This is a genomic window from Streptococcus suis (assembly GCF_902702775.1).
Classification (GTDB): domain Bacteria; phylum Bacillota; class Bacilli; order Lactobacillales; family Streptococcaceae; genus Streptococcus; species Streptococcus hashimotonensis.
The window spans coordinates 586,342-609,811 of the sequence record NZ_LR738724.1; the positions used below are offsets into that span (position 1 = coordinate 586,342).

At 41.7% G+C, this 23,470-nt stretch carries 24 protein-coding genes; 21 read left to right on the top strand and 3 right to left on the bottom strand.

All coding sequences use genetic code 11. The features are described from left to right. Positions 1 to 5: 5 nt before the first annotated feature. The 8 genes from pyrH to GPW69_RS03065 all read left to right on the top strand — a co-directional run bounded on the left by pyrH (position 6) and on the right by GPW69_RS03065 (position 5,958). Positions 6 to 740, top strand: a complete 735-nt coding sequence (pyrH, locus tag GPW69_RS03025) for a UMP kinase (RefSeq protein WP_015445263.1) — start codon at positions 6 to 8, stop codon at positions 738 to 740. Between the two features lie 464 nt (positions 741 to 1,204). Continuing rightward, the gene (gene frr, locus GPW69_RS03035) at positions 1,205 to 1,762 is read left to right on the top strand and encodes a ribosome recycling factor (protein WP_024384951.1); all 558 of its coding nucleotides are present in this window, start codon (positions 1,205 to 1,207) and stop codon (positions 1,760 to 1,762) included. Positions 1,763 to 1,893: 131 nt separating this feature from the next. After that, a complete protein-coding gene (cvfB, locus tag GPW69_RS03040) occupies positions 1,894 to 2,748 on the top strand; it encodes an RNA-binding virulence regulatory protein CvfB (RefSeq protein WP_024384950.1) in 855 nt (284 codons plus the stop codon). Positions 2,749 to 2,757: 9 nt separating this feature from the next. Then, positions 2,758 to 3,678: a 2-dehydropantoate 2-reductase gene (locus GPW69_RS03045; RefSeq protein ID WP_074391514.1), complete on the top strand. Its 921-nt coding sequence runs from the start codon at positions 2,758 to 2,760 to the stop codon at positions 3,676 to 3,678. Between the two features lie 9 nt (positions 3,679 to 3,687). After that, positions 3,688 to 4,143, top strand: coding sequence for a DUF1801 domain-containing protein (locus GPW69_RS03050; RefSeq protein WP_023369741.1), 456 nt, complete (start codon positions 3,688 to 3,690; stop codon positions 4,141 to 4,143). 5 nt (positions 4,144 to 4,148) lie between these two features. Continuing rightward, on the top strand, positions 4,149 to 4,364 hold the full coding sequence (locus GPW69_RS03055) for a YozE family protein (RefSeq protein ID WP_009910192.1): 216 nt from the start codon (positions 4,149 to 4,151) through the stop codon (positions 4,362 to 4,364). 78 nt (positions 4,365 to 4,442) lie between these two features. Next, positions 4,443 to 5,465, top strand: a complete 1,023-nt coding sequence (locus GPW69_RS03060) for a PhoH family protein (RefSeq protein WP_024384948.1) — start codon at positions 4,443 to 4,445, stop codon at positions 5,463 to 5,465. After that, the gene (locus GPW69_RS03065) at positions 5,455 to 5,958 is read left to right on the top strand and encodes a GNAT family N-acetyltransferase (protein WP_024384947.1); all 504 of its coding nucleotides are present in this window, start codon (positions 5,455 to 5,457) and stop codon (positions 5,956 to 5,958) included. The genes GPW69_RS03060 and GPW69_RS03065 overlap by 11 nt, the downstream gene beginning before the upstream one ends. 46 nt (positions 5,959 to 6,004) lie before the next feature. Here the strand turns inward: GPW69_RS03065 and GPW69_RS03070 are convergent, their stop codons facing one another. Beyond that, the gene (locus GPW69_RS03070; RefSeq protein WP_024384946.1) at positions 6,005 to 6,643 is read right to left on the bottom strand and encodes an MBL fold metallo-hydrolase; all 639 of its coding nucleotides are present in this window, start codon (positions 6,641 to 6,643) and stop codon (positions 6,005 to 6,007) included. 107 nt (positions 6,644 to 6,750) lie between these two features. Here GPW69_RS03070 and GPW69_RS03075 point away from each other — a divergent pair, with 107 nt between their 5' ends. From GPW69_RS03075 to proC, 4 genes are all read left to right on the top strand, one after another. Further along, complete coding sequence (locus GPW69_RS03075) at positions 6,751 to 9,219, top strand: bifunctional DnaQ family exonuclease/ATP-dependent helicase (RefSeq protein WP_032513004.1); 2,469 nt, start codon at positions 6,751 to 6,753, stop codon at positions 9,217 to 9,219. A gap of 147 nt (positions 9,220 to 9,366) precedes the next feature. Beyond that, positions 9,367 to 10,443, top strand: a complete 1,077-nt coding sequence (proB, locus tag GPW69_RS03080) for a glutamate 5-kinase (RefSeq protein WP_024393632.1) — start codon at positions 9,367 to 9,369, stop codon at positions 10,441 to 10,443. A gap of 64 nt (positions 10,444 to 10,507) precedes the next feature. Beyond that, a complete protein-coding gene (locus GPW69_RS03085) occupies positions 10,508 to 11,746 on the top strand; it encodes a glutamate-5-semialdehyde dehydrogenase (protein WP_074391513.1) in 1,239 nt (412 codons plus the stop codon). A gap of 9 nt (positions 11,747 to 11,755) precedes the next feature. After that, positions 11,756 to 12,541 carry a pyrroline-5-carboxylate reductase gene (proC, locus tag GPW69_RS03090; RefSeq protein ID WP_074391512.1) on the top strand — a complete coding sequence of 262 codons (786 nt, stop codon included), beginning with the start codon at positions 11,756 to 11,758 and terminating at the stop codon, positions 12,539 to 12,541. 22 nt (positions 12,542 to 12,563) lie between these two features. On the opposite strand, the gene GPW69_RS10845 is transcribed toward proC, so the two are convergent. Then, the gene (locus GPW69_RS10845) at positions 12,564 to 12,968 is read right to left on the bottom strand and encodes a TetR/AcrR family transcriptional regulator (RefSeq protein ID WP_014736032.1); all 405 of its coding nucleotides are present in this window, start codon (positions 12,966 to 12,968) and stop codon (positions 12,564 to 12,566) included. A gap of 126 nt (positions 12,969 to 13,094) precedes the next feature. On the opposite strand from GPW69_RS10845, the gene GPW69_RS03100 reads away from it, so the two are divergent. Further along, positions 13,095 to 13,946, top strand: a complete 852-nt coding sequence (locus GPW69_RS03100; RefSeq protein ID WP_074391511.1) for a DegV family protein — start codon at positions 13,095 to 13,097, stop codon at positions 13,944 to 13,946. A gap of 253 nt (positions 13,947 to 14,199) precedes the next feature. Here the strand turns inward: GPW69_RS03100 and GPW69_RS03105 are convergent, their stop codons facing one another. Next, the gene (locus GPW69_RS03105; RefSeq protein WP_044679680.1) at positions 14,200 to 15,459 is read right to left on the bottom strand and encodes an aminotransferase-like domain-containing protein; all 1,260 of its coding nucleotides are present in this window, start codon (positions 15,457 to 15,459) and stop codon (positions 14,200 to 14,202) included. Positions 15,460 to 15,581: 122 nt separating this feature from the next. On the opposite strand from GPW69_RS03105, the gene yaaA reads away from it, so the two are divergent. The 8 genes from yaaA (at position 15,582) to GPW69_RS03145 (ending at position 23,470) form a co-directional block, all read left to right on the top strand. Continuing rightward, positions 15,582 to 16,316, top strand: coding sequence for a peroxide stress protein YaaA (gene yaaA / locus GPW69_RS03110; protein ID WP_044693618.1), 735 nt, complete (start codon positions 15,582 to 15,584; stop codon positions 16,314 to 16,316). A gap of 100 nt (positions 16,317 to 16,416) precedes the next feature. Further along, positions 16,417 to 17,856 (top strand): LCP family glycopolymer transferase CpsA, encoded by a 1,440-nt coding sequence (gene cpsA / locus GPW69_RS03115; protein WP_074391510.1) that lies wholly within the window; start codon positions 16,417 to 16,419, stop codon positions 17,854 to 17,856. Positions 17,857 to 17,871: 15 nt separating this feature from the next. Continuing rightward, complete coding sequence (locus GPW69_RS03120) at positions 17,872 to 18,561, top strand: YveK family protein (RefSeq protein ID WP_044679677.1); 690 nt, start codon at positions 17,872 to 17,874, stop codon at positions 18,559 to 18,561. A 9-nt stretch (positions 18,562 to 18,570) separates the two neighbouring features. Continuing rightward, a complete protein-coding gene (locus tag GPW69_RS03125; RefSeq protein WP_024384936.1) occupies positions 18,571 to 19,257 on the top strand; it encodes a tyrosine-protein kinase in 687 nt (228 codons plus the stop codon). A 38-nt stretch (positions 19,258 to 19,295) separates the two neighbouring features. Then, positions 19,296 to 20,027: a capsular polysaccharide biosynthesis protein Cps4B gene (gene cps4B, locus GPW69_RS03130; protein ID WP_074391509.1), complete on the top strand. Its 732-nt coding sequence runs from the start codon at positions 19,296 to 19,298 to the stop codon at positions 20,025 to 20,027. A gap of 29 nt (positions 20,028 to 20,056) precedes the next feature. Next, a complete protein-coding gene (locus tag GPW69_RS03135) occupies positions 20,057 to 21,883 on the top strand; it encodes a polysaccharide biosynthesis protein (protein ID WP_074391508.1) in 1,827 nt (608 codons plus the stop codon). A gap of 172 nt (positions 21,884 to 22,055) precedes the next feature. Next, the gene (locus GPW69_RS03140; protein WP_024384933.1) at positions 22,056 to 22,658 is read left to right on the top strand and encodes a sugar transferase; all 603 of its coding nucleotides are present in this window, start codon (positions 22,056 to 22,058) and stop codon (positions 22,656 to 22,658) included. Further along, positions 22,655 to 23,470: a glycosyltransferase family 2 protein gene (locus GPW69_RS03145; protein WP_024384932.1), complete on the top strand. Its 816-nt coding sequence runs from the start codon at positions 22,655 to 22,657 to the stop codon at positions 23,468 to 23,470. Before GPW69_RS03140 ends, GPW69_RS03145 begins: the two co-directional genes overlap by 4 nt.

A 23,470-nucleotide genomic window follows, 5' to 3' on the forward strand; every position in this document is an offset into this window, starting at 1 on the left:
GAGAGATGATGAAACCTAAATACGAACGTATTCTAATCAAACTATCTGGTGAGGCCTTGGCTGGTGAACGTGGTGTCGGTATTGACCTTAAAACTGTTCAGGAAATGGCAAAGGAAATTCAGGAAGTCGCAGAATCAGGTATTCAGATTGCCCTTGTTATTGGTGGTGGTAACCTTTGGCGTGGAGAACCTGCTGCTGAAGCGGGTATGGATCGAGTTCAAGCAGACTATACAGGCATGTTGGGGACTGTTATGAATGCTCTTGTAATGGCTGATTCCCTTAAACAGCTTGGTGTGGATACACGTGTGCAGACAGCGATTGCGATGCAGTCAGTTGCAGAGCCTTATATTCGTGGTCGTGCTCTTCGTCATCTTGAAAAAGGTCGCATTGTTATTTTTGGAGCTGGTATTGGTTCTCCGTACTTCTCAACGGATACGACAGCAGCTCTTCGTGCTGCAGAAATTGAAGCGGATGCGATTTTGATGGCTAAAAATGGTGTGGATGGCGTCTACAATGCTGATCCGAAGAAAGATGCTAATGCAGTTAAATTCAATGAATTGACCCACCGTGAAGTGATTAGTCGTGGTTTGAAAATCATGGATGCGACGGCATCAACTCTCTCAATGGACAATGATATTGATTTGGTCGTGTTCAATATGAATGAACCAGGAAATATTAAACGTGTTGTCTTCGGTGAGCCAATCGGTACTACCGTTTCAAATTCTTCAGAAGAAAAATAAATCATATCGTCATTTAGTTTTTCTTTTATGTACTTCGACGATCGAGGAAATATTGTTTCCTTATTTCCAACTTCAAACGGGAGTGGGAAAGAACTCGACCAAGATAAAAAGAGTTCGTCAACAATTTTTCGTTTTAAGTTGTTGAGCTGAAACAGTCTATCCCCAGACTGTTTCACTCCCACCCCCGCATAGCTCCAAAGGTTCGGGGAACCTTTGGAGGTTGGAGATGAAGCGAACTTTGTTCGCAACAGTCGTAATGGCCAGATTTGGAGTGCAAAACACGAACAAATCTGCCAATCAACCACTGCGCTGAGATGTTGACACGAACTCTGAGTAGTGGTCCTGGGCTTTTTGCCCAGCCTCATTTGAACTCGCCTTACCTAACTTCAGTTATGCCTGTGGCTCGTTGCCTAGTACTAAAAGTAAACTAAAAAACTGTAAAAAAATACAAAGAAGGAAGTCTTATGTCTAAAGAAATTATTGCTAAAGCGCAAGAGCGCATGAATCAATCTCATCAGAGTTTGGCACGTGAATTTAGCCACATTCGTGCTGGCCGTGCCAATGCTAGTTTGTTGGACCGTATTTCCGTTGAGTACTACGGTTCTCCAACACCATTGAACCAGTTGGCTGGTATTACAGTGCCAGAAGCGCGTGTTCTATTGATTACTCCGTTTGATAAGTCAATCTTGAAGGATATTGAGCGTGCTTTGAACGCTTCAGATCTTGGTTTGACGCCTCAATCTGATGGTACTGTTATCCGTTTGGTTATTCCTGCCCTTACAGAGGAAACTCGTAAGAACTTGGCGAAGGATGTGAAAAAAGTTGGCGAAAATTCAAAAGTTGCTATCCGCAATATCCGTCGTGATGCCATGGATGAAGCAAAAAAAGCTGAAAAAGCAAAAGAAATCACTGAAGACGAATTGAAGTCACTTGAAAAAGATATTCAAAAAGTAACAGATGATGCTATCAAGACAATTGATAAAATGACTGCCGACAAAGAAAAAGAATTGTTGGAAGTTTAATCAACACGTTTTTAGGCTACAAAAACAGATCATCACCGGGCTGTCTAACTTCCAGTGGTGAACCAATAAGAAATCTAATGGGGGGAGTTAGACAAGACTTTCCCCACTTTTTAATCAGAAAGAAGAAAATCATGAATGATTTATTAGCACAGTATATCGTTGGTTTAGTGACTGACGAAAACGATCAGTTTTACTTTGTCCAAAAAGAGGGTAGAACCTTTGCTCTTTCTAAGGATGAAGGAGAACATAGTCTAGGTCAATCTGTTAAGGGATTTGCCTATACCGATATGAAACAAAAACTCCGTTTGACAACTAAGGAAGTTGGGGCGAGTCGTACCAGCTTTGGTTGGGGAACTGTCACAGAGGTACGTAAGGATTTGGGTGTCTTTGTGGATACAGGTCTGCCAGACAAGCAAGTGGTTGTTTCCTTAGACATTTTGCCTGAAATCAAGGAACTCTGGCCGAAAAAAGGGGATCAGTTGTACGTCAAATTAGACGTCGATAAGAAGGACCGCATTTGGGCTCTGCCAGCTTTTCAGGAAGATTTTCAGAAAATGGCTGGACCTGCCTATGACAATATGCAAAACCAAAATCTGCGAGCGATTGTCTATCGTTTGAAAATGAATGGTACTTTTGTTTATTTGCCAGACAACAATATGCTTGGTTTTATCCATCCGAGCGAACGCTTTGCGGAACCACGTTTGGGTCAGGTTTTAGAGGCGCGTGTCATCGGCTACCGTGCAGTTGATCGGACCTTGAACTTGTCTCTCAAGCCACGTTCATTTGAGATGCTGGAAAATGATGCCCAGATGATATTGACTTATCTGGAAAGCAATGGAGGTTTCATGACCTTGAACGATAAGTCTGCTCCGGAAGACATCAAGGCCACCTTTGGTATTTCCAAAGGGCAATTCAAAAAAGCTCTTGGTGGTCTGATGAAGGCTGGGAAAATTAAACAGGATTCTTTGGGAACAGAGTTGGTGTAGGGGGCTTCTATGCTAGTTTATATTGCTGGTAGTGGGGCAATGGGGTGTCGGTTTGGTTATCAATTGTCTAAGACAAATCATGAAGTGATTTTGTTGGATAATTGGGAAGAGCATATCGAAGCGATTCGAGAAAACGGCTTGAAAGTGACTGGAGATGTAGAGGAAACTGTACACTTACCTATCATGAAACCGACCGAAGCAACGAGAGAAGCAGATTTTATCATTCTATTGACAAAGGCTGTTCAGTTGCCAAAGATGTTGCGGGATATTAAGCCGATTATCGGTCCAACTACCAAGGTTTTGAGTCTCTTGAATGGTTTGGGGCATGCGACGACCATGCGTCGGTACGTGCCAGATGAAAGTATCATGGTTGGGGTGACCATGTGGTTGGCGGGACTAAAGGGTCCTGGACATGCTCACTTAGAAGGTCCGGGTTCTATGTCCGTTCAGCATATTCTTGGTGATGAGCAATCAGTTGCGGATATTATTGAAATGCTGAATGAAGCTGGACTAAATGTGACCTATGACAATCATGTTGTCAGTGCTATTTGGCAGAAAGCCTGTGTCAATGGTGTGATGAATCCAACTTGTACCATTTTAGATTGTACAATTGGTGAATTATTTGGTACGGAGGCTGGACTGAATCTAGTACAGGGGATTTTCAAAGAATTTATTGCTGTTGCTAAGTCTGAGGCAGATGGAATTGACGAAGAAGCTATTTGGAAATATGTTATTGATGCTTCGAAGAAGGCTTCCAATCACTATCCATCTATGCATCAGGATTTGGTCCAACATGGTCGAAAGACAGAAATTGATTATCTGAATGGAGCAGTTGTATTCAAAGGCAAGCGAGCAGGCATCCCTACGCCATACTGTCAGATGATAACAGACATGGTTCACGCCAAGGAAAGTATGCTGGGGTTGAGATAGGAGAAAGTCATGCTGATTGAAGTGGAAACGATTGAAGAATATATGGCTGCCTTGCCTGAGAATCGGAAGGAAGCGGTTGAACGGCTCCATCAAGTGATTGTGGAACAGTTACCAGCTGGTTTTGAAGTAGGCATCTTGGGAGGTATGATTAACTATTATGTGCCGCTTACTGCCTACCCTGATGGTTATCATTGCACACCAGGAGAGCCACTGCCTTTCCTTGCCTTGGCATCACAAAAGGCACACATCGCCCTCTACCACATGGGAATCTATATGGACCAAGAATTGAATGATTGGTTCGTTGCTGCTTATCAAGCACAGGTGCCTACCAAACTGGATATGGGCAAGTCCTGTGTTCGCATGAAAAATCCCAAGAATATTCCTTATGAATTGATAGGGGAATTGGTTAGTAAGATGTCTATGGAGCGCTATATAGAGCTCTACGAAAAAAATCATAGAAAGTAGATGTAGTGAGAAGAAGTTTTTATTCTTGGTTGATGACCCAGCGCAACCCGAAAAGTAATGAACCAGTAGCTATCTTGGCAGATTATGCCTTTGATGAATCTGATTTTCCTAAGCAATCAGATAATTTTGATGAAGTCAGTCGTTTTTTGGAGGAATCGGCCAGCTTTGCATTTTCCATGTCTGATTTTGATGCGATTTGGGAAGATTATTTGGGACATTGATGGATAAAATAGTACAAAACAGCCTTGTTTGGGCTATTTTTGTTATAATAGAGAAAAGCACAGGAAAAGGAGCAACTCTTGCTAGAACATTCAATTGATATTCAACTCAAGCATCCAGATGATTCGTTTAGTCTATTTGGTTCGAATGAACGCCATCTGAGATTGATGGAACAGGAACTAGGTGTGGTTATTCATGCCCGTACGGAAAAAGTGCAGGTGATTGGACAGGAAGAACATGTAGAACAAGCGCGTCTTGTTATCCAGTCTCTTCTTGTCTTGGTGAGTCGTGGTTTGGTTATCAATACGCCAGATGTAGTCACAGCTATTTCCATGGCAAAAAATGATGAGATTGAGAAATTCGTTGCCCTCTATGAAGAAGAGATTATCAAGGACAACTATGGCAAACCCATTCGCGTAAAGACTCTTGGACAAAAACTCTACGTGGACAGCGTAAAGCGTCATGACATCGTGTTTGGAATCGGTCCTGCTGGTACAGGTAAGACCTTCTTGGCGGTTACTCTAGCTGTAACAGCTCTCAAGCGGGGACAGGTCAAGCGGATTGTTCTGACACGTCCTGCGGTAGAAGCAGGCGAAAGTTTAGGCTTTTTGCCAGGGGACTTAAAAGAAAAAGTAGACCCCTATTTGCGTCCTGTCTATGATGCCCTCTACCAGATTTTGGGCAAGGAGCAGACCACGCGCCTAATGGAGCGGGAAATCATCGAGATTGCCCCGCTGGCCTATATGCGGGGTCGGACCTTGGAAGACGCCTTTGTCATCTTGGATGAGGCGCAGAATACCACCATTATGCAGATGAAGATGTTCCTGACCCGTCTTGGCTTTAATTCCAAGATGATTGTCAATGGGGATATTAGTCAGATTGACCTGCCACGCAAGGTTAAGTCAGGTCTGATTGATGCGACGGAGAAACTAAGCAAAATACCACAGATTGATTTCGTACATTTTTCAGCCAAGGATGTGGTTCGCCATCCAGTTGTTGCCCAGATTATCAATGCCTATGAAGAAGAGGATCTGGTAGCTGATAGTCGAGCAAGTTTTGAAACGATTGGGCAGCCTAGTCGGAGCGAAGAGGATGAAGATTAGTCAATTTTCAAATCGTTATCAAGTACGAAAGTTAGCAGACGCCGACTTGGAGCAGGTCTTAGCACTCTACCAGACCAACCCTCTCTATTTTGAACATTTTCCACCCTTGCCTAGTCTGGAAAGTTTAGCAAATGACCTTGTCGACTGTCCGTCAGGTAAGGAGCTATCAGATAAATATTTTCTAGGATTCTGGGACAAAGAGCGATTAGTTGCCATCCTAGACCTAATTGACGGCTATCCGACAGCAGAGATTGCCTACATCGGACTTTTTATGGTGGATTCAAGATTGGCTGGTCAGGGTCTTGGCTCAAAGATCATAGCGGAGCTCCTATCTCAGTTAGCAACTTACTTCAAAAAGGTGCGTCTAGGCTATGTAGAAAGCAATCCTCAGTCCAGTCATTTTTGGTCCAAAGTTGGATTTTGTCCAACTGGTGAGGTCAAAGAAATAGCTGGAAAAACAATTGTCATAGCCGAACATGCATTAGATGAATAATAATAAAAAAACTGCCTGGTTCAATCAGAACTGGGCAGTACTTATTTTACATTCTAAAAAATGGATTGAAATTTTTCTCATGTCCAACGCTGGTGTTTTGACCGTGACCTGGATGGACAGTATAGTGGTTTGGCAGGGTGAAGATGTGTTCTCTGATACCAGTAATCAGGTCATCAAAGTTGCTGGTAGGCAGGTCTGTACGTCCCACAGTTTCGCGGAAAAGTGCGTCGCCAGTGATGACACATTCATCCTCTGTGAAGATAAAGGAAACACCACCAATAGAGTGACCTGGTGTTGGAACTACCTTGAAATGAAAACCGTCAAACTGGTAGTCTTCTTGGTATTGGAAGATTTTTTCAGCAGGTCGGCAGACTACATTTTCCATATCATCATGACGAGGTAGACCTGATAGATTCATCTCTGGTGTATAGAGCCAGCTGGCTTCACTTTCAGCCACATAGACAGGTGGGAAATTGTAGGTCTCACGCAGAATGTCCAAGCTCATAATATGGTCATAGTGAGTGTGAGTCAGGAGAATAGCCGAAATTGGTTTTCCGATTTTTTCGATAGTTGCTTGAATTTTTGTCCAGTCACTCCCAGGGTCAATGATAATCAGATGGGTATCATTTTCAAGGTAGTAGGTATTTTGAAAAGCGACAGGATTGACAGATTTGTGAATAATCATTCTTTTTCCCTCTTCTAACAGTTACTGATGTTACTAGTCTAACAAAAAAACACGTCTTCTTCATGGAATTTGTTTGGAGCTTTTTCCATGAGAGGGAATATGCTATAATGAACAGTATGAAAGACACAAGAACAAGCAATCGGTATGCCGTTGTAGATTTGGAAGCAACTGGTACAGGTACCGATGCAAAAATCATTCAAATCGGGATTGTTCTCGTTGAAAATGGAGAAATCATTGACAGTTACGCAACGGACATCAATCCCTATGAGCTACTGGATGACCATATCAAGAATCTGACAGGTATCACAGACCAACAGCTAAGTCAGGCTCCGGATTTTGGTCAGGTAGCAAGTACCATTTATGACATGATTGGAGATGCTATTTTTGTAGCACATAATGTCAAATTTGATGCCAATCTCTTGGCAGAAGCACTCTTTTTTGAAGGCTATGAACTGTTGACGCCACGTGTAGATACGGTGGAATTATCACAGCTATTTTTCCCGACTTTTGAAAAATACAGCTTGGGAAATCTTGCAGAGCATTTGGAACTTGGTTTGGACCAGGCGCACACGGCCATATCAGATGCCATGGCTACGGCGCGCTTGTTCATCAAAATTCAAGAGAAAATAAAGAGTTTACCCAGGTCTATTGTTGAAAAGATTCTTGATTTGGCGGACAATCTGCTCTTTGAATCCCGTCTGGTCATTGATGAAATGGTGCCTGTTCTGTCAGAAAACCTATCATACGATTTAGAATCTATTCATGGCTTGGTCTTGAAAAAGCCAGAAGAAATCAAGTCGGCCTACCGATTATCTGAAGATTTTTCGACCAATATTGCCCTTCTCGGCTTGCATGAACGCAAAAAACAAACAGCCTTCGCTCAAGTAGTAGAAAAACGCTTGGCTGACGAAGAAAAAGTGCATTTTATACAGGCACAGGCAGGCTTGGGGAAGACTTACGGTTATCTCTTGCCTTTACTTGCTAAGTCAGACCAGCCTTTATTGGTCACCGTACCGACCAAGCTCCTTCAAGAGCAGATTATGGAAAAGGAAGGGAGCAAGCTTAAAGAGATATTTCGTATTCCAATTGTCTCTCTAAAATCGCCCAAGCATTTTATCAAGTTAGACAGCTATTGGAGAACCCTGCAAAGGCAGGATGATAATCGCCTGGTCAATCAATTTAAGATGCAGGTCCTGGTCTGGCTGACAGAAACTCACACAGGCGATTTGGACGAACTCAAGCAGAAACAACGCTATCAAGCCTACTTTGATGAGATTGCCCACGATGGGAAATTGGAGACTGAAAGTCTTTTTTGGGGCTGGGATTTTTGGCAACGGTTGAACCAACAAGCTCTCTCTAGTAGATTGCTCATTACCAACCACGCTTATTTTCTCAACCATCTTAAGGATCAAGACCCTCTCATGGATAAGCGTCTGGTGGTGATTGATGAAGCTCAAAAGTTTCTCTTGGCTGCTGAAAATCTAGCGACGGCTTCGCAAGATTTGACAAGTATGTTACAAGTATTGCAAAGTAAAAAGGACAGAGCGACGACTATTTTGGACCAACGCTTGTATGAGTCTTGCCAGTTTGAACTCAACCATTTTTTGAGTCGTTTTCGTCAGCATGGTCAACGAGAGGTTCAAAAGGTTGAACTTCATCAACTTGGTCAGAACCTGGTGGAGCTTGGAGATGTTGATTTGCACGACTTGCATCAGCTCATAGACTATTACGATACCTTTTGGTTGGAGGAGAAAAATTTAGAAGAAAAGCGGCTTGCCTATTTGCGGGGCTCCAAGGACAGCCTCCTAAATGCGACCAGCTACCTGCCTGATACCAAGATTTTCTGCATCAGCGCCACCTTGACCATCAGCAAAAAGGTCAGTCTGGCGGATCTGCTGGGCTTTGAGCAGGTCACCTTGGATTTGATACCGACTCAAACTGTGACCAACCAGCAGCTGCTTTTTCCGACTCATCTCCCCGACATCCTCGCTTGGACCAAGGAGGAGCATGCAGCTTATTTGGCTACTACTTTAAGAGAAATAGCAGAGCTGGGACGACCGATTTTGGTCTTGTTCACATCGATTTCTCTGCTCTTGCAGGTGTCGGATTTGTTAGAAGACAATAACATTCCCCACCTAGCCCAGCACAAGCATGGACAGGAAATGACTCTCAAACGCAAATTTGAACGAGGGGAATGCCAAATTTTACTCGGCACAGGCGTATTCTGGGAGGGAGTTGACTTTGCCAGCCAGGACCAATTGATTCAGGTCATTACAAGGCTGCCATTCGACAATCCCAAAGACCGTTTTGTCCAGAAAATCAATCACCATCTACGTGAAGAAGGGAAAAATCCATTTTATGATTACAGCCTGCCTATGATGATGATTAAGCTCAAACAGGCCATCGGGCGTACCAATCGTCATGACAAACAAGATTCACTAGTCTTGGTTTTGGACCCGCGTGTTCACACCAAACGCTATGGACGGCAAATTCTGTCCTTCTTTGAGAAAGATTATTCAATGCTAAGTGTGGATGTGAAAGAAATAGAAGGAGCTATTCAAGATTTTTTTGAATAAGTTGAAAGGGAGCCACAAGGCTTCCTTTTGTTTCGCGCGTTTTTAATGCTGCTCATATTCCCTTTCTCCTTGCTGAATAACAGTGATTTTCTTTATGATTAAAATATGGTATAATTTTCCAAATATTAGTTTTTGTGAGAAGAGATTATGACAGAAAAAACAATTGTATTTAAGGTTGGGACAAGTTCTCTGACGCAAGAGAATGGCAGTCTGGACCGTATTAAGATTGCTCGGATTACCAATCAGCTGGCTCAGTTGCACCAGAAGGGCTACCAGATTGTGCTGGTGACTTCGGGGTCCATTGCTGCTGGTTTTCGGAGATTGGGATTTGACAAGCGACCGACTAAGATTGCGGAGAAACAGGCTTCTGCGGCTGTGGGTCAGGGGTTGCTGATTGAGGAATACACGCAAAATCTAATGAAAGACGGCATTGTATCGGCGCAGATTTTGCTGACCCAGGATGATTTTGCGGATGCCAGACGTTATCAGAATGCTTCTCAGGCCTTGCAGGTCTTGCTCAAGCAACGGGCTATTCCTATTATCAATGAAAATGATACCATTGCTATTGAGGAGATTAAGGTGGGGGATAACGATACTTTATCTGCCCAGGTGGCTTCTCTCTTGAAAGCAGACCTCTTGGTGCTTTTGACGGATGTGGATGGACTTTACACTGCCAATCCCAACAGTGATCCGACAGCCCAGCACTTGCCTGAAATCAAGGAAATTACGGAAGATTTGTTTGCCATGGCAGCAGGAGCAGGCTCGTCTAACGGAACAGGTGGCATGACCACAAAATTGCAAGCGGCACAGATTGCGACCAAGTCAGGAGTGCCCGTCTTTATCTGCTCTTCAAAAGAGGATACTGCTCTCTTACAGGCGGTCACCCAAGCCAACCGTGGCACACTCTTTTTAGCAGATGACCATGCCATGAACCAACGTAAGCAGTGGATGGCCTTCTATGCTCGGACAGACGCGGCGGTTGAAGTGGATGCAGGAGCAGTTGATGCTATGTTGCACCAGGGGCGCAGTTTGTTAGCTACTGGTGTCAAAGCCCTCGAAGGTGACTTTGAAGTGGGGCAGGTCGTAGAGGTTTATAGTCAAGCAGACCATCGTTTGATTGGTAAAGGGCGGGTTAAACTGTCCTCCAAAGACTTGCAGGACCAGTTGGCAAATGGCAGAGCAGAGGGCGTGTTGATTCACCGCAACGATTGGGTGAGCTTATAGTTGTTCAGTTTGTCTTGATTATGTTGACGAACGAGCAAACTGAAAGACTAAAAAGGAGAAATTTATGACAACAACACAAGCATTATTAGATAGTTTATTGACTCACAAGGCCTCTATCAACCTTGCAACAACCGAACAGAAAAACCAGGCCCTGTCAGCTATGGCAGACCAGTTGGTTGCTCAGACTGAGGTAATTTTAGCTGGCAATGCCATTGATATGGAGAATGCCCAAGGCAAGATTAGCCAAGTCATGCAGGACCGTTTGCTCCTGACAGCTGAGCGGATTGAAGCTATGGCAGACGGCATTCGTGCCTTGATTGGCTTGCCAGATCCTGTTGGACTGGTCTTGGAAGAATTCACTCGGGCAGATGGCTTGAACATTCGCAAGAAATCCATTCCCTTTGGCTTGGTGGGAATGATTTATGAAAGTCGTCCAAATGTGACTTCAGACGCTGCAGCCTTGGCAATCAAGAGCGGAAACGCAGTCATTTTACGTGGTGGCAAGGAAGCCTTTCATTCGGCTCAGGCCATTGTCACAGCCCTCAAGGCTGGTTTGGAAGAGGCTGGTCTTTCTCCAAAGGTCATTGAGTTGGTCCAAGATACCAGCCGTGCCTCTGCGACGGAGTTGATGACTGCCAAAGGAAAGATTGACTTGTTGGTGCCACGTGGCGGTGCAGGACTCATTCAAGCTGTTGTAGAAAATGCGACTGTGCCAGTTATCGAAACAGGCACTGGTATCTGCCATGTCTATGTGGATAAGGATGCGGACTTGAACAAGGCCTTGCGGATTGTGGTTAATGCTAAAACCAGTCGTCCCTCAGTCTGCAATGCGGCGGAAGTCTTGCTAGTTCACGAAGCCATCGCCAGCCAATTCCTACCACGCTTGGAAGAAGCTCTGGCTGGTCAGGTGGAATTACGTGCTGACAGTCAGGCCCAGGCTTTTCTCAATCAAGCAACACCAGCAGGCGACCAAGATTTTGACACAGAATTTTTGGACTATATCTTGGCTGTCAAAGTCGTTTCAAGTGTAGAAGAGGCTGTCAGCCACATCGCCCAACACTCGACAGGGCACAGCGAGGCCATTGTGACGGAAAACAGCCAGACGGCTGACCTTTTCACACTCCATGTGGACTCGGCAGCCGTCTATGTCAATGCCTCGACCCGATTCACAGACGGAGGCGAGTTCGGTCTGGGCTGCGAGCTGGGCATTTCCACCCAGAAGATGCACGCCCGTGGTCCTATGGGCCTGCGTGAGATGACCACCTACAAGTACATCATCACAGGCGACGGCCATATTCGCTAGGAGGACAAGATGAAGATTGGATTTATCGGACTGGGCAACATGGGAGCGGCCCTGGCCCAAGCGGTCAGCCAGCAACCAGACACCCAGCTCCTCCTCAGCAACCACAACCCAGCAAAAGCCCAGGCTCTTCAAGAGAAGGTGGGCGGTCAGCTTTTTTCTAATGGGGAAATAGCAGAGCAGGCCGAGGTCATTTTCCTTGGGGTCAAGCCTCACCTAATTCAGTCCGTTTTGTCAGGCTTACAGGACCAGATTAGCCAGAATCCGTCAGCTATTTGGATTTCCATGGCAGCGGGAGTGACCATTGATAGCCTGGCAGAATTTGTGTCGGCAGATAAACTCATCCGGATTATGCCCAATACACCTGTCGCTATCGGCCAAGGCATGACAACCTATAGCTTGGTCAATCCAGAGCTCGCTCCGCTATTGGAACAAATCCTAGAAAAATCAGGCAAGGTCCAACAGGTGCCAGAGAGCCTAATTGACGCAGCGACGGCTATCGCAGGCTGCGGTCCAGCCTTTGTCTATCAGATGATTGAGGCCTTGACGGATGCTGGTGTGCAGAACGGGCTGACGGCTCAAGACGCCAAAGTTCTTGCAGCTCAAACCCTAACAGGTACCGCCCAAATGGTCTTGAACAGCGACAAGCACCCAGCCCAACTGAGACAGGAAGTGACTTCGCCAGGCGGTTCGACCATCGCAGGCGTGGTAGCTCTTGAAAAAGAAGGCTTCCGTTACGCCATCATCAAGGCAGTCGCTGCTGCCCTCAAAAAGACGAGAAAATTGGGTAAAAAATAGAAGACAGCAAAAAACGGGACTTTTAATCCCGTTTTGTTTTTTCCTTGATCCATTGACTAACGTTGGACAGGGTTTTGCTTTGCTCTGCCTTGCGTTTTTGTTCGTGGACAAAATCTGCAAAGCTTTGCTTGACGCCGTCCTTTTGAACCTTATCCTGCAAATCATGCCATTTCTTTTTGAGGTTGCTGGAAGTCCGTTCGTAATAAATCTCTAAAATTTCTTCTTTTGACTTATAATTGCGATAGAAAGCGTTGCGAGAAACTCCCGCTTTACGAACCAATTCAGATACCGAAATTTGCTTGAGCTCCTTTTTCTCTAGGAGAAATAGCAGAGCAGTTTCTATTGATTCCTTAGTCAGTTGATTCGCTTCTTTATTTGATTGATAGAGGTTTTTCAAAGATTGGGGTGAAATTTTACGACCTGCCATAGTTTTCCTTTTCCGAGTGTCACATCTGAAAGAAAATGCTTTCAGATGGGGTAGTTTAATGATATAATTGTAAGTAAATAGAGATTTATTGTCAAATAAAAAAGTAAAATTGGAAATGAGAATATTATGTCAAAATGGAAAATTGTTGCAGATTCGGGCTGTGACTATCGTCAATTAGATAATCTAGCTCCGGATAGGGAATTTATTAGTGTGCCACTTACCATCCAGGTTGGAGAACAAGCATTTGTTGATGATGCAAGCTTGGATATTGATCACATGATGGAGGTGATGGAGGCATCTAAGGCTGCAGCTGGGTCGGCGTGTCCAAGTCCGCAGGCTTATCAGGCAGCTTTTGAGGGAGCTGAGAACATTATCGTTGTGACGATTACAGGTGGGCTATCGGGGAGTTTTAATGCGGCACGTGTAGCTAGGGATATGTATATCGAAGAGCATCCGAATGTCAATATCCATTTGATAGATAGTTTGTCAGCCAGTGGGGAGATGGATTTACTTGTAGATGAAATCAATCGCTTAATTGGTTCAGGATTAGATTTTCCACAAGTAGTAGAAGCGATAACTCACTATCGGGAACACAGTAAGCTTCTCTTTGTTTTAGCGAAGGTTGATAATCTTGTTAAGAATGGAAGGCTGAGCAAATTGGTAGGCACTGTCGTTGGTCTTCTCAATATCCGTATGGTTGGTGAGGCAAGTGCTGAAGGAAAATTAGAGTTGCTTCAAAAGGCGCGTGGTCATAAGAAATCTGTGACAGCAGCCTTTGAAGAAATGAAAAAAGCAGGCTATGATGGTGGTCGAATTGTCATGGCCCACCGCAATAATGCCAAGTTTTTCCAACAATTCTCAGAGTTGGTAAAAGCAAGTTTTCCAATGGCTGTTATTGACGAAGTTGCAACATCAGGTCTATGCAGTTTTTATGCTGAAGAAGGCGGACTTTTGATGGGCTATGAAGTGAAAGCGTGATTCACAGAGTAATACTCAATGAAAATCAAAAGTAGCCTAGGAAACGAAGTCGAAGATAGAACTCTGTTACTATCTTATTTCAAGGTAACAGGCTGAAAACCTCCACTGGAGCTTTTCACTCATCAAGGCTCTTGACAACGGATAATTTTGATTTTCGAAGAGTATAACAATTTTGGGATGTAATTTCCATTATAGAATAATCCCCCTCGTCTTTTAAGTTCGAGGGGGATTATTTGCATGAGGTTATTAGATTTCACTCATTCAAATATCTCACAAGTTGCTCCAGCTTATCTGCAAAATCTTGTTCAAAGAAGATCTGTAAGAAATCAGCATTCTGTCCGCTGAAATAATAACACTTTCCAAACATGTGTTGGACGCTAGGCGAAAGAATCCCCTTGCTTAGCTGAAAGGTCACGCTCCCTTTGGAAATTCGATATGGGATATTCAAAGCGTATTTCTCTAAACAATCTTTTATTTTATTCCACTGAGCGTGATAAATATGATGAAGATGCTGTGTGTTCCGTGCAAACATACCGTTATCAATGTAGAGTGAGAGAGCTTTTTGCATGATAAGATTGGTATCGTAGTCGATTAGACTCTTATGTTTGATGAAGGAATCACGTAGCTGATTAGGAAGGCTGATTGCACCGATTCGGAGGGCAGGAAAGAGTGTCGGTGTAAAAGATTTTATGTAGATGACACGATTATCTGTATCAAGATAGTGTAAAGGTAGGCTATGACTAGAGTCGAAATCTGCCAAATAGTCATCCTCAATGATGTAGACATCGTATTGCTTTGCTAATTTTACGATGGCTGTTTTTGTTGCTATATCATAAGTTGAACCGAGAGGGTTGTGCAAGCGAGGAATTGTGTAGAAAAACTTAATTTTTCCAGTTTGGAAGATACTTTCCAATTCTTCTAGGTCAATTCCATCTAAATCCCGTTCAATTGTTTGATAGGGGATTCCTTGATGTCGAATGAGCTCGATCATTCGTGAGTAGGTAGGGTTCTCTATCAAGATTTCCGTTTTTCCAGCCAAGGTTTCCATTTGTGTGAGAATATATAGAGCTTGTTGACTACCAGCTGTGATAACCAGCTGGTCTTTTTTTGTATAGACATGATAGTCCATTAACAGACTTTGAACGGAGGAAATCAATTCTGCCAATCCCTCTTGCTGGTGGTAGTAGTTGAATAGGTAATTTTCCCGCCCAATAAGACTTTCGTTTAGACAAATCCGAAAATCTTCATAGGGTAATTCTTGAAAGTCTGCAGGATTGAGCTCTACAGTATGGTCTTGGAAATCTCTATCTTCTAAGATATAATAACCGCTTTTTTCGACAGCGTAGATTTTATTTTGGTACTTTAATTCCAACATAGCCTTTTGGACAGTGTCTTTGCTACAATGGTATTGCTCGCTGAGTTGACGGATAGAAGGTAATTTCTCTCCACGTTTGAATCGGTGTTCCTCTATTCCAGTCAAAATATCTTGGATGATAACTTGATATTTTTTCATCTAAGCCCCCTTTTTTATAGACTATGTTACTAGCTAGTATATAGGAAAAGTTGCAGAAATACAATATATGAATAATGGGGTTGAGGCTCAGGAATTAAGCTACTATATGGTATAATTAAGTGATGAAAATAATTATACCTAATGCAAAAGAAGTAAATACAAATCTAGAGAATGCCTCGTTTTATCCCCTGTCTGATCGAAGCAAGCCGGTGCTGGATGCCATAAGTCAATTTGATGTAAAAAAGATGGCAGCCTTTTATAAATTGAATGAAGAAAAGGCTGAGTTAGAAGCTGATCGTTGGCATCGAATCAGGACAGGTCAAGCAAAAACCTATCCAGCCTGGCAGTTATATGATGGTCTCATGTATCGTTATATGGATAGGCGAGGTATAGGTTCGAAAGAAGAAAATTACCTACGTGACCACGTTCGTGTTGCGACAGCCTTATACGGATTGATTCATCCTTTTGAATTCATTTCACCTCACCGCTTAGATTTTCAAGGGAGCTTAAAGATAGGCAATCAATCTTTGAAACAGTACTGGCGACCGTATTATGACCAAGAAGTTGGTGATGATGAACTGATTCTCTCATTGGCTTCGTCAGAATTTGAGCAGGTATTTTCTCCACAGATTCAGAAAAGATTAGTTAAAATTCTTTTCATGGAAGAAAAAGCAGGTCAGCTAAAAGTTCACTCGACTATATCAAAAAAAGGTAGAGGAAGATTGCTGTCCTGGTTGGCTAAGAACAATATTCAGAAATTATCGGACATTCAAGATTTTAAGGTGGATGGCTTTGAATATTGTGCTTCCGAATCAACGGCAAACCAACTGACCTTCATCCGATCAATCAAAATGTGAAATTATGAACAAGATAACGTTTTCCAGCACTAAAGAAGGGTAGGAAAATATTAATTTCTATGATATAATGGGTAAGTTATAAGTAAAAGGAAGGTTGTTTATGAAAAAGAGAAGCGGGCGAAGGAAGTCGTCCAAGCTCAAATTGGTAAATTTTGCGCTTTTGGGGCTTTACGCCATTACTCTATGTTTGTTTTTAGTGACCATGTATCGCTATAACATCCTAGATTTCCGGTATTTAAACTATATTGTGACACTTTTGCTAGTAGGAGTGGCAGTATTGACTGGATTATTGATGTGGCGTAAGAAAGCGCGTGTCTTTACAGCGCTCTTACTTGTTTTTTCACTGGTCATCACGTCTGTTGGAATCTATGGTATGCAAGAAGTTGTAAAATTTTCAACACGACTAAATTCAAATTCGACATTTTCAGAATATGAAATGAGCATCCTTGTCCCAGCAAATAGTGATATTACGGACGTTCGTCAGCTTACTAGTATTCTTGCTCCAGCCGAATACGACCAAGATAACATCACCGCTTTGTTGGATGACATATCCAAAATGGAATCTACTCAACTAGCAACTAGCCCCACAACCTCTTACCTGACAGCATATCAATCTATGTTGAATGGTGAGAGTCAAGCGATGGTCTTCAACGGAGTTTTTACCAATATTTTAGAAAATGAAGATCCAGACTTTTCTTCAAAAGTGAAAAAAATATATAGTTTCAAAGTGACTCAGACTGTTGAAACAGCTACTGAGCAGGTGAGTGGAGACAGTTTTAATATCTATATTAGTGGTATTGATACCTACGGTCCAATTTCATCTGTTTCGCGTTCAGATGTCAATATCATTATGACTGTCAATCGTGCGACACATAAGATTTTATTGACAACTACTCCACGAGATTCATACGTTGCTATCGCAGATGGTGGGCAAAATCAATACGATAAACTAACACATGCTGGGATTTATGGTGTTAACGCCTCAGTGCACACCTTAGAAAATCTTTATGGTATTGACATTAGTAACTATATCCGCCTCAACTTTACTTCCTTCTTACAGTTGATTGATTTGGTTGGTGGTATTGATGTTGAAAATACCCAAGAATTTACAAGCGGAGGGTATAATTTCCCTGTTGGGACAGTGCATCTAGATGCAGAGCAAGCGCTAATCTTTGTTCGTGAGCGGTATTCGTTGGCTAATGGTGATAATGATCGCGGTCAAAACCAAGAAAAAGTCATTGCAGCCCTCATAAAAAAATTGAGTTCACCAGATAATCTAGCGAATTATCAAGCTATTCTAACAGGTTTGGAAGGATCTATCCAAACAGATTTGAGCTTAGAAACGATTATGGGCTTGGTAAATACCCAATTAGAGTCAGGAACACAATTTACAGTAGAGTCACAAGCATTGACAGGAACAGGACGCTCAGATTTATCTTCTTATGCGATGCCTGGATCACAACTTTATATGATGGAAATTAACCAAGACAGTCTGGAGCAAGCAAAGGCAGCGATTCAGTCAGTATTGGATGGAAATTAAAAAATAGGAGAAAACATGAATAATCAAGAATCAAATACAATCGAAATTGATGTATTGTCATTATTGAAAACAATCTGGAGAAAAAAATTCTTTATTCTAGTAACTGCAGTATTAGGAGCAGGGCTGGCATTTGTTTATAGCAGTTTTCTGGTAACTCCACAATATGACTCTACTACCCGTATCTATGTAGTGAGTCAAAATGTTGAAGCCGGTGCGGGATTAACAAATCAGGATTTACAAGCTGGTTCTTATTTAGTAAAAGACTATAAGGAAATTATCCTATCACAAGATGTACTGACGCAGGTAGCTACAGAGTTGAACTTGAACGAGAACTTAAAAGAAAAGGTTTCAGTTTCTATCCCTGTCGATACTCGTATCGTTTCTATCTCCGTGCGTGATGCGGATCCAAATGAAGCGGCACGTATTGCAAATAGTCTTCGTACCTTTGCGGCGCAAAAGATTGTTGAGGTCACCAAGGTAAGTGATGTGACAACACTTGAAGAAGCAGTCCCAGCGGAAGAACCAACCACTCCAAATACAAAACGAAATATCATACTCGGCTTATTAGCTGGTGGTATCTTGGCAACAGGTCTTGTACTGGTCATGGAGGTTTTGGATGACCGTGTCAAACGCCCTCAGGATATTGAAGAGGTAATGGGCTTGACCTTGCTTGGTGTAGTACCAGATTCGAAGAAATTGAAATAGGAGAACAATATGGCAACGTTAGAAATTGCACGTACTAAAAAAGAATTGGTAAATAAGACAGAAGAATATTTCAATGCCATCCGTACCAACATTCAGCTTAGCGGAGCGGATATTAAGGTTGTTGGCATTACCTCTGTTCAATCGAATGAAGGTAAGAGTACAACTGCGGCTAGTCTCGCTATTGCCTATGCTCGTTCAGGTTATAAGACCGTTTTGGTGGATGCAGATATCCGAAATTCAGTCATGTCTGGTTTCTTCAAGCCAATTACAAAGATTACAGGCTTGACGGATTACCTAGCAGGGACAACAGATTTGTCTCAGGGATTATGCGATACAGATATTCCAAACTTGACCGTCATTGAGTCAGGAAAGGTTTCACCTAATCCTACTGCCCTGTTACAAAGTAAGAATTTTGAAAATTTACTTGCGACTCTTCGTCGCTATTATGATTATGTTATCGTTGACTGTCCCCCATTAGGACTGGTAATTGATGCAGCTATCATTGCACAGAAATGTGATGCGATGGTGCTGGTAGCAGAAGCAGGCAATGTTAAGCGCTCATCTTTGAAAAAAGTAAAAGAGCAGTTGGATCAAACAGGCACACCGTTCTTAGGCGTTATCTTGAACAAATATGATATTGCCACTGAGAAGTATGGTGAATACGGAAACTACGGAAATTACGGCAAAAAAGCCTAATTTCTCAGATAATATAAGTTTGATAAGTAGGTATTAGTATGATTGATATTCATTCGCATATCATATTTGGTGTGGATGACGGACCAAAAACTATTGAAGAGAGCCTGAGTTTGATAGGCGAAGCTTATCGTCAAGGTGTTCGCTATATCGTAGCGACATCTCATAGAAGAAAAGGGATGTTTGAAACACCAGAAAAAGTTATCATGACTAACTTTCTTCAACTTAAAGAAGCAGTAGCAGAAGTTTATCCTGAAATACGATTGTGCTATGGTGCTGAATTGTATTATAGTAAAGATATCTTAAGCAAACTTGAAAAAAAGAAAGTACCAACACTTAATGGCTCGCGCTATATTCTCTTGGAATTTAGTATGAATACTCCTTGGAAAGAGATTCAAGAAGCAGTGAATGAAGTGACGTTACTTGGGCTAACTCCCGTACTTGCCCATATAGAACGATATGATGCCCTAGCGTTTCATGTAGAGAGAGTAGAAGAGCTAATTGACAAGGGATGCTATACTCAGGTAAATAGTAATCATGTGTTGAAGCCCGCTTTAATTGGCGATCGAGCAAAAGAATTTAAAAAACGCACTCGGTATTTTTTAGAGCAGGATTTAGTACATTGTGTTGCCAGTGATATGCATAATTTATCTAGCAGACTTCCGTTTATGAGGGAGGCTTATAAGTTAATAACAGAGGAATTTGGCAAAGATAAAGCGAAAGCGTTGCTGAAAAAGAATCCTCTTATGCTATTAAAAAACCAGGCGATTTAAACTGGTTACTCTAGATTGTGGAGAGAAAAATGGATTTAGGAACTGTTACCGATAAACTGTTAGAGCGCAACAGTAAACGATTGATACTAATGTGCATGGATACGTGTCTTCTTATAGTTTCCATGATTTTGAGCAGGCTGTTTTTGGATGTTATTATTGACATACCAGATGAACGATTTATTCTTGCAGTTTTATTCGTATCAATTTTTTATTTGATTCTATCGTTTAGATTAAAAGTCTTTTCATTAATTACGCGTTACACAGGGTATCAGAGTTATGTAAAAATAGGACTTAGTTTAATATCTGCGCATTCATTGTTTTTAATTATTTCAATGGTGTTGTGGCAGGCTTTTAGTTATCGCTTCATCTTGGTGTCCTTATTTTTGTCATTTGTAATGCTCATTACCCCAAGGATTGTTTGGAAAGTTTTACATGAGACGAGAAAAAATGCCATTCGTAAGAAGGATAGCCCACTAAGAATCTTAGTAGTAGGTGCTGGAGATGGTGGTAATATTTTTATCAATACTGTCAAAGATCGAAAATTGAATTTTGAAATTGTCGGTATTGTTGATCGTGATCCAAATAAACTTGGAACATTTATCCGTACCGCTAAAGTTTTAGGAAACCGTAATGATATTCCACGATTGGTAGAAGAATTAGCTGTTGACCAAGTGACGATTGCCATCCCTTCCTTAAATGGTAAGGAGCGAGAGAAGATTGTTGAGATCTGTAATACTACAGGAGTGACCGTCAATAATATGCCGAGCATTGAAGATATTATGGCGGGGAACATGTCTGTCAGTGCCTTTCAGGAAATTGACGTAGCAGACCTTCTTGGTCGACCAGAGGTTGTTTTGGATCAGGATGAATTGAATCAGTTTTTCAAAGGGAAAACAATCCTTGTCACAGGAGCAGGTGGCTCTATCGGTTCAGAGCTATGTCGTCAAATTGCTAAGTTTACGCCTAAACGCTTGTTGTTGCTTGGACATGGAGAAAATTCAATCTATCTCATTCATCGAGAGTTACTGGAAAAGTACCAAGGTAAGATTGAGTTGGTCCCTCTCATTGCAGATATTCAAGATAGAGAATTGATTTTTAGCATAATGGCTGAATATCAACCCGATGTTGTTTATCATGCTGCAGCACATAAGCATGTTCCTTTGATGGAATATAATCCACATGAAGCAGTGAAGAATAATATTTTTGGAACGAAGAATGTGGCTGAGGCGGCTAAAACTGCAAAGGTTGCCAAATTTGTTATGGTTTCAACAGATAAAGCTGTTAATCCACCAAATGTCATGGGAGCGACTAAACGTGTTGCAGAAATGATTGTTACAGGTTTAAACGAGCCAGGTCAGACTCAATTTGCGGCAGTCCGGTTTGGGAATGTTCTAGGTAGTCGTGGAAGTGTTGTTCCGCTATTCAAAGAGCAAATTAGAAAAGGTGGACCTGTTACGGTTACCGACTTTAGGATGACTCGTTATTTCATGACGATTCCTGAGGCAAGTCGTTTGGTTATCCAAGCTGGACATTTGGCAAAAGGTGGAGAAATATTTGTCTTGGATATGGGCGAGCCAGTACAAATCCTGGAATTGGCAAGAAAAGTTATCTTGTTAAGTGGACACACAGAGGAAGAAATCGGGATTGTAGAATCTGGAATCAGACCAGGCGAGAAACTCTACGAGGAATTATTATCAACAGAAGAACGTGTCAGCGAACAGATTCATGAAAAAATATTTGTGGGTCGCGTTACAAATAAGCAGTCGGACATTGTCAATTCATTTATCAATGGATTACTCCAAAAAGATAGAAATGAATTAAAAAATATGTTGATTGAATTTGCAAAACAAGAATAAGAAAGTAAAAAATATTTTTACTTTCCTAGAGTTTAAACGATGTTTAAGTTCTAGGAAGGTTAGAATACCTAATTAACAACAATATTACTATTTATTAAGAGTCAGATAATAGCAACTAAGTGCTACAAACTATCTTTATAATAAGTATATTTGGTCAAAAGGGAGATGTGAAATGTATCCAATTTGTAAACGTATTTTAGCAATTATTATCTCAGGGATTGCTATTGTTGTTCTGAGTCCAATTTTATTATTGATTGCATTGGCAATTAAATTAGATTCTAAAGGTCCGGTATTATTTAAACAAAAGCGGGTTGGTAAAAACAAGTCATACTTTATGATTTATAAATTCCGTTCTATGTACGTTGACGCACCAAGTGATATGCCGACTCATCTATTAAAGGATCCTAAGGCGATGATTACCAAGGTGGGCGCGTTTCTCAGAAAAACAAGTTTAGATGAACTGCCACAGCTTTTTAATATTTTTAAAGGTGAAATGGCGATTGTTGGTCCACGCCCAGCCTTATGGAATCAATATGACTTAATTGAAGAGCGAGATAAATATGGTGCAAATGATATTCGTCCTGGACTAACCGGTTGGGCTCAAATTAATGGTCGTGATGAATTGGAAATTGATGAAAAGTCAAAATTAGATGGATATTATGTTCAAAATATGAGTCTAGGTTTGGATATTAAATGTTTCTTAGGTACATTCCTCAGTGTAGCCAGAAGCGAAGGTGTTGTTGAAGGTGGAACAGGGCAGAAAGGAAAAGGATGAAATTTTCAGTATTAATGTCGGTCTATGAGAAAGAAAAACCAGAGTTTCTTAGGGAATCTTTGGAAAGCATCCTTGTCAATCAAACAATGATTCCAACGGAGGTTGTCTTGGTAGAGGATGGGCCACTCAATCAGAGCTTATATAGTATTTTAGAAGAATTTAAAAGTCGATTTTCATTTTTTAAAACGATAGCCTTGGAAAAGAATTCGGGTTTAGGAATTGCACTGAATGAAGGTTTGAAACATTGTAATTATGAGTGGGTTGCACGAATGGATTCTGATGATGTTGCAATAAATACACGTTTTGAAAAGCAAGTTAACTTTATAAAACAAAACCCGACTATAGATATTGTTGGTGCTGAGATAGATGAGTTCTTAAATTCTACTAGTGAAATAGTTTCTCATAAAAATGTTCCAACCCAGCACGATGAAATATTAAAGATGGCAAGGCGGAGAAATCCAATGTGCCACATGACTGTAATGTTTAAAAAGAAAAGTGTCGAGAGAGCAGGGGGGTATCAAACACTTCCGTACGTAGAAGATTATTTCCTTTGGGTGCGCATGATTGCTTCAGGATCGAAATTTGCAAACATTGATGAAACACTAGTTCTTGCACGTGTTGGAAATGGGATGTTCAATAGGAGGGGGAACAGAGAACAAATTAACAGTTGGACAATACTAAATGAATTTATGTTAGCTCAAGGAATTGTTACACCACTAGATGTATTTATTAATCAAATTTACATTAGGGTCTTTGTTTATATGCCAACTTGGATAAAGAAACTCATTTATGGAAAAATCTTAAGGAAATAG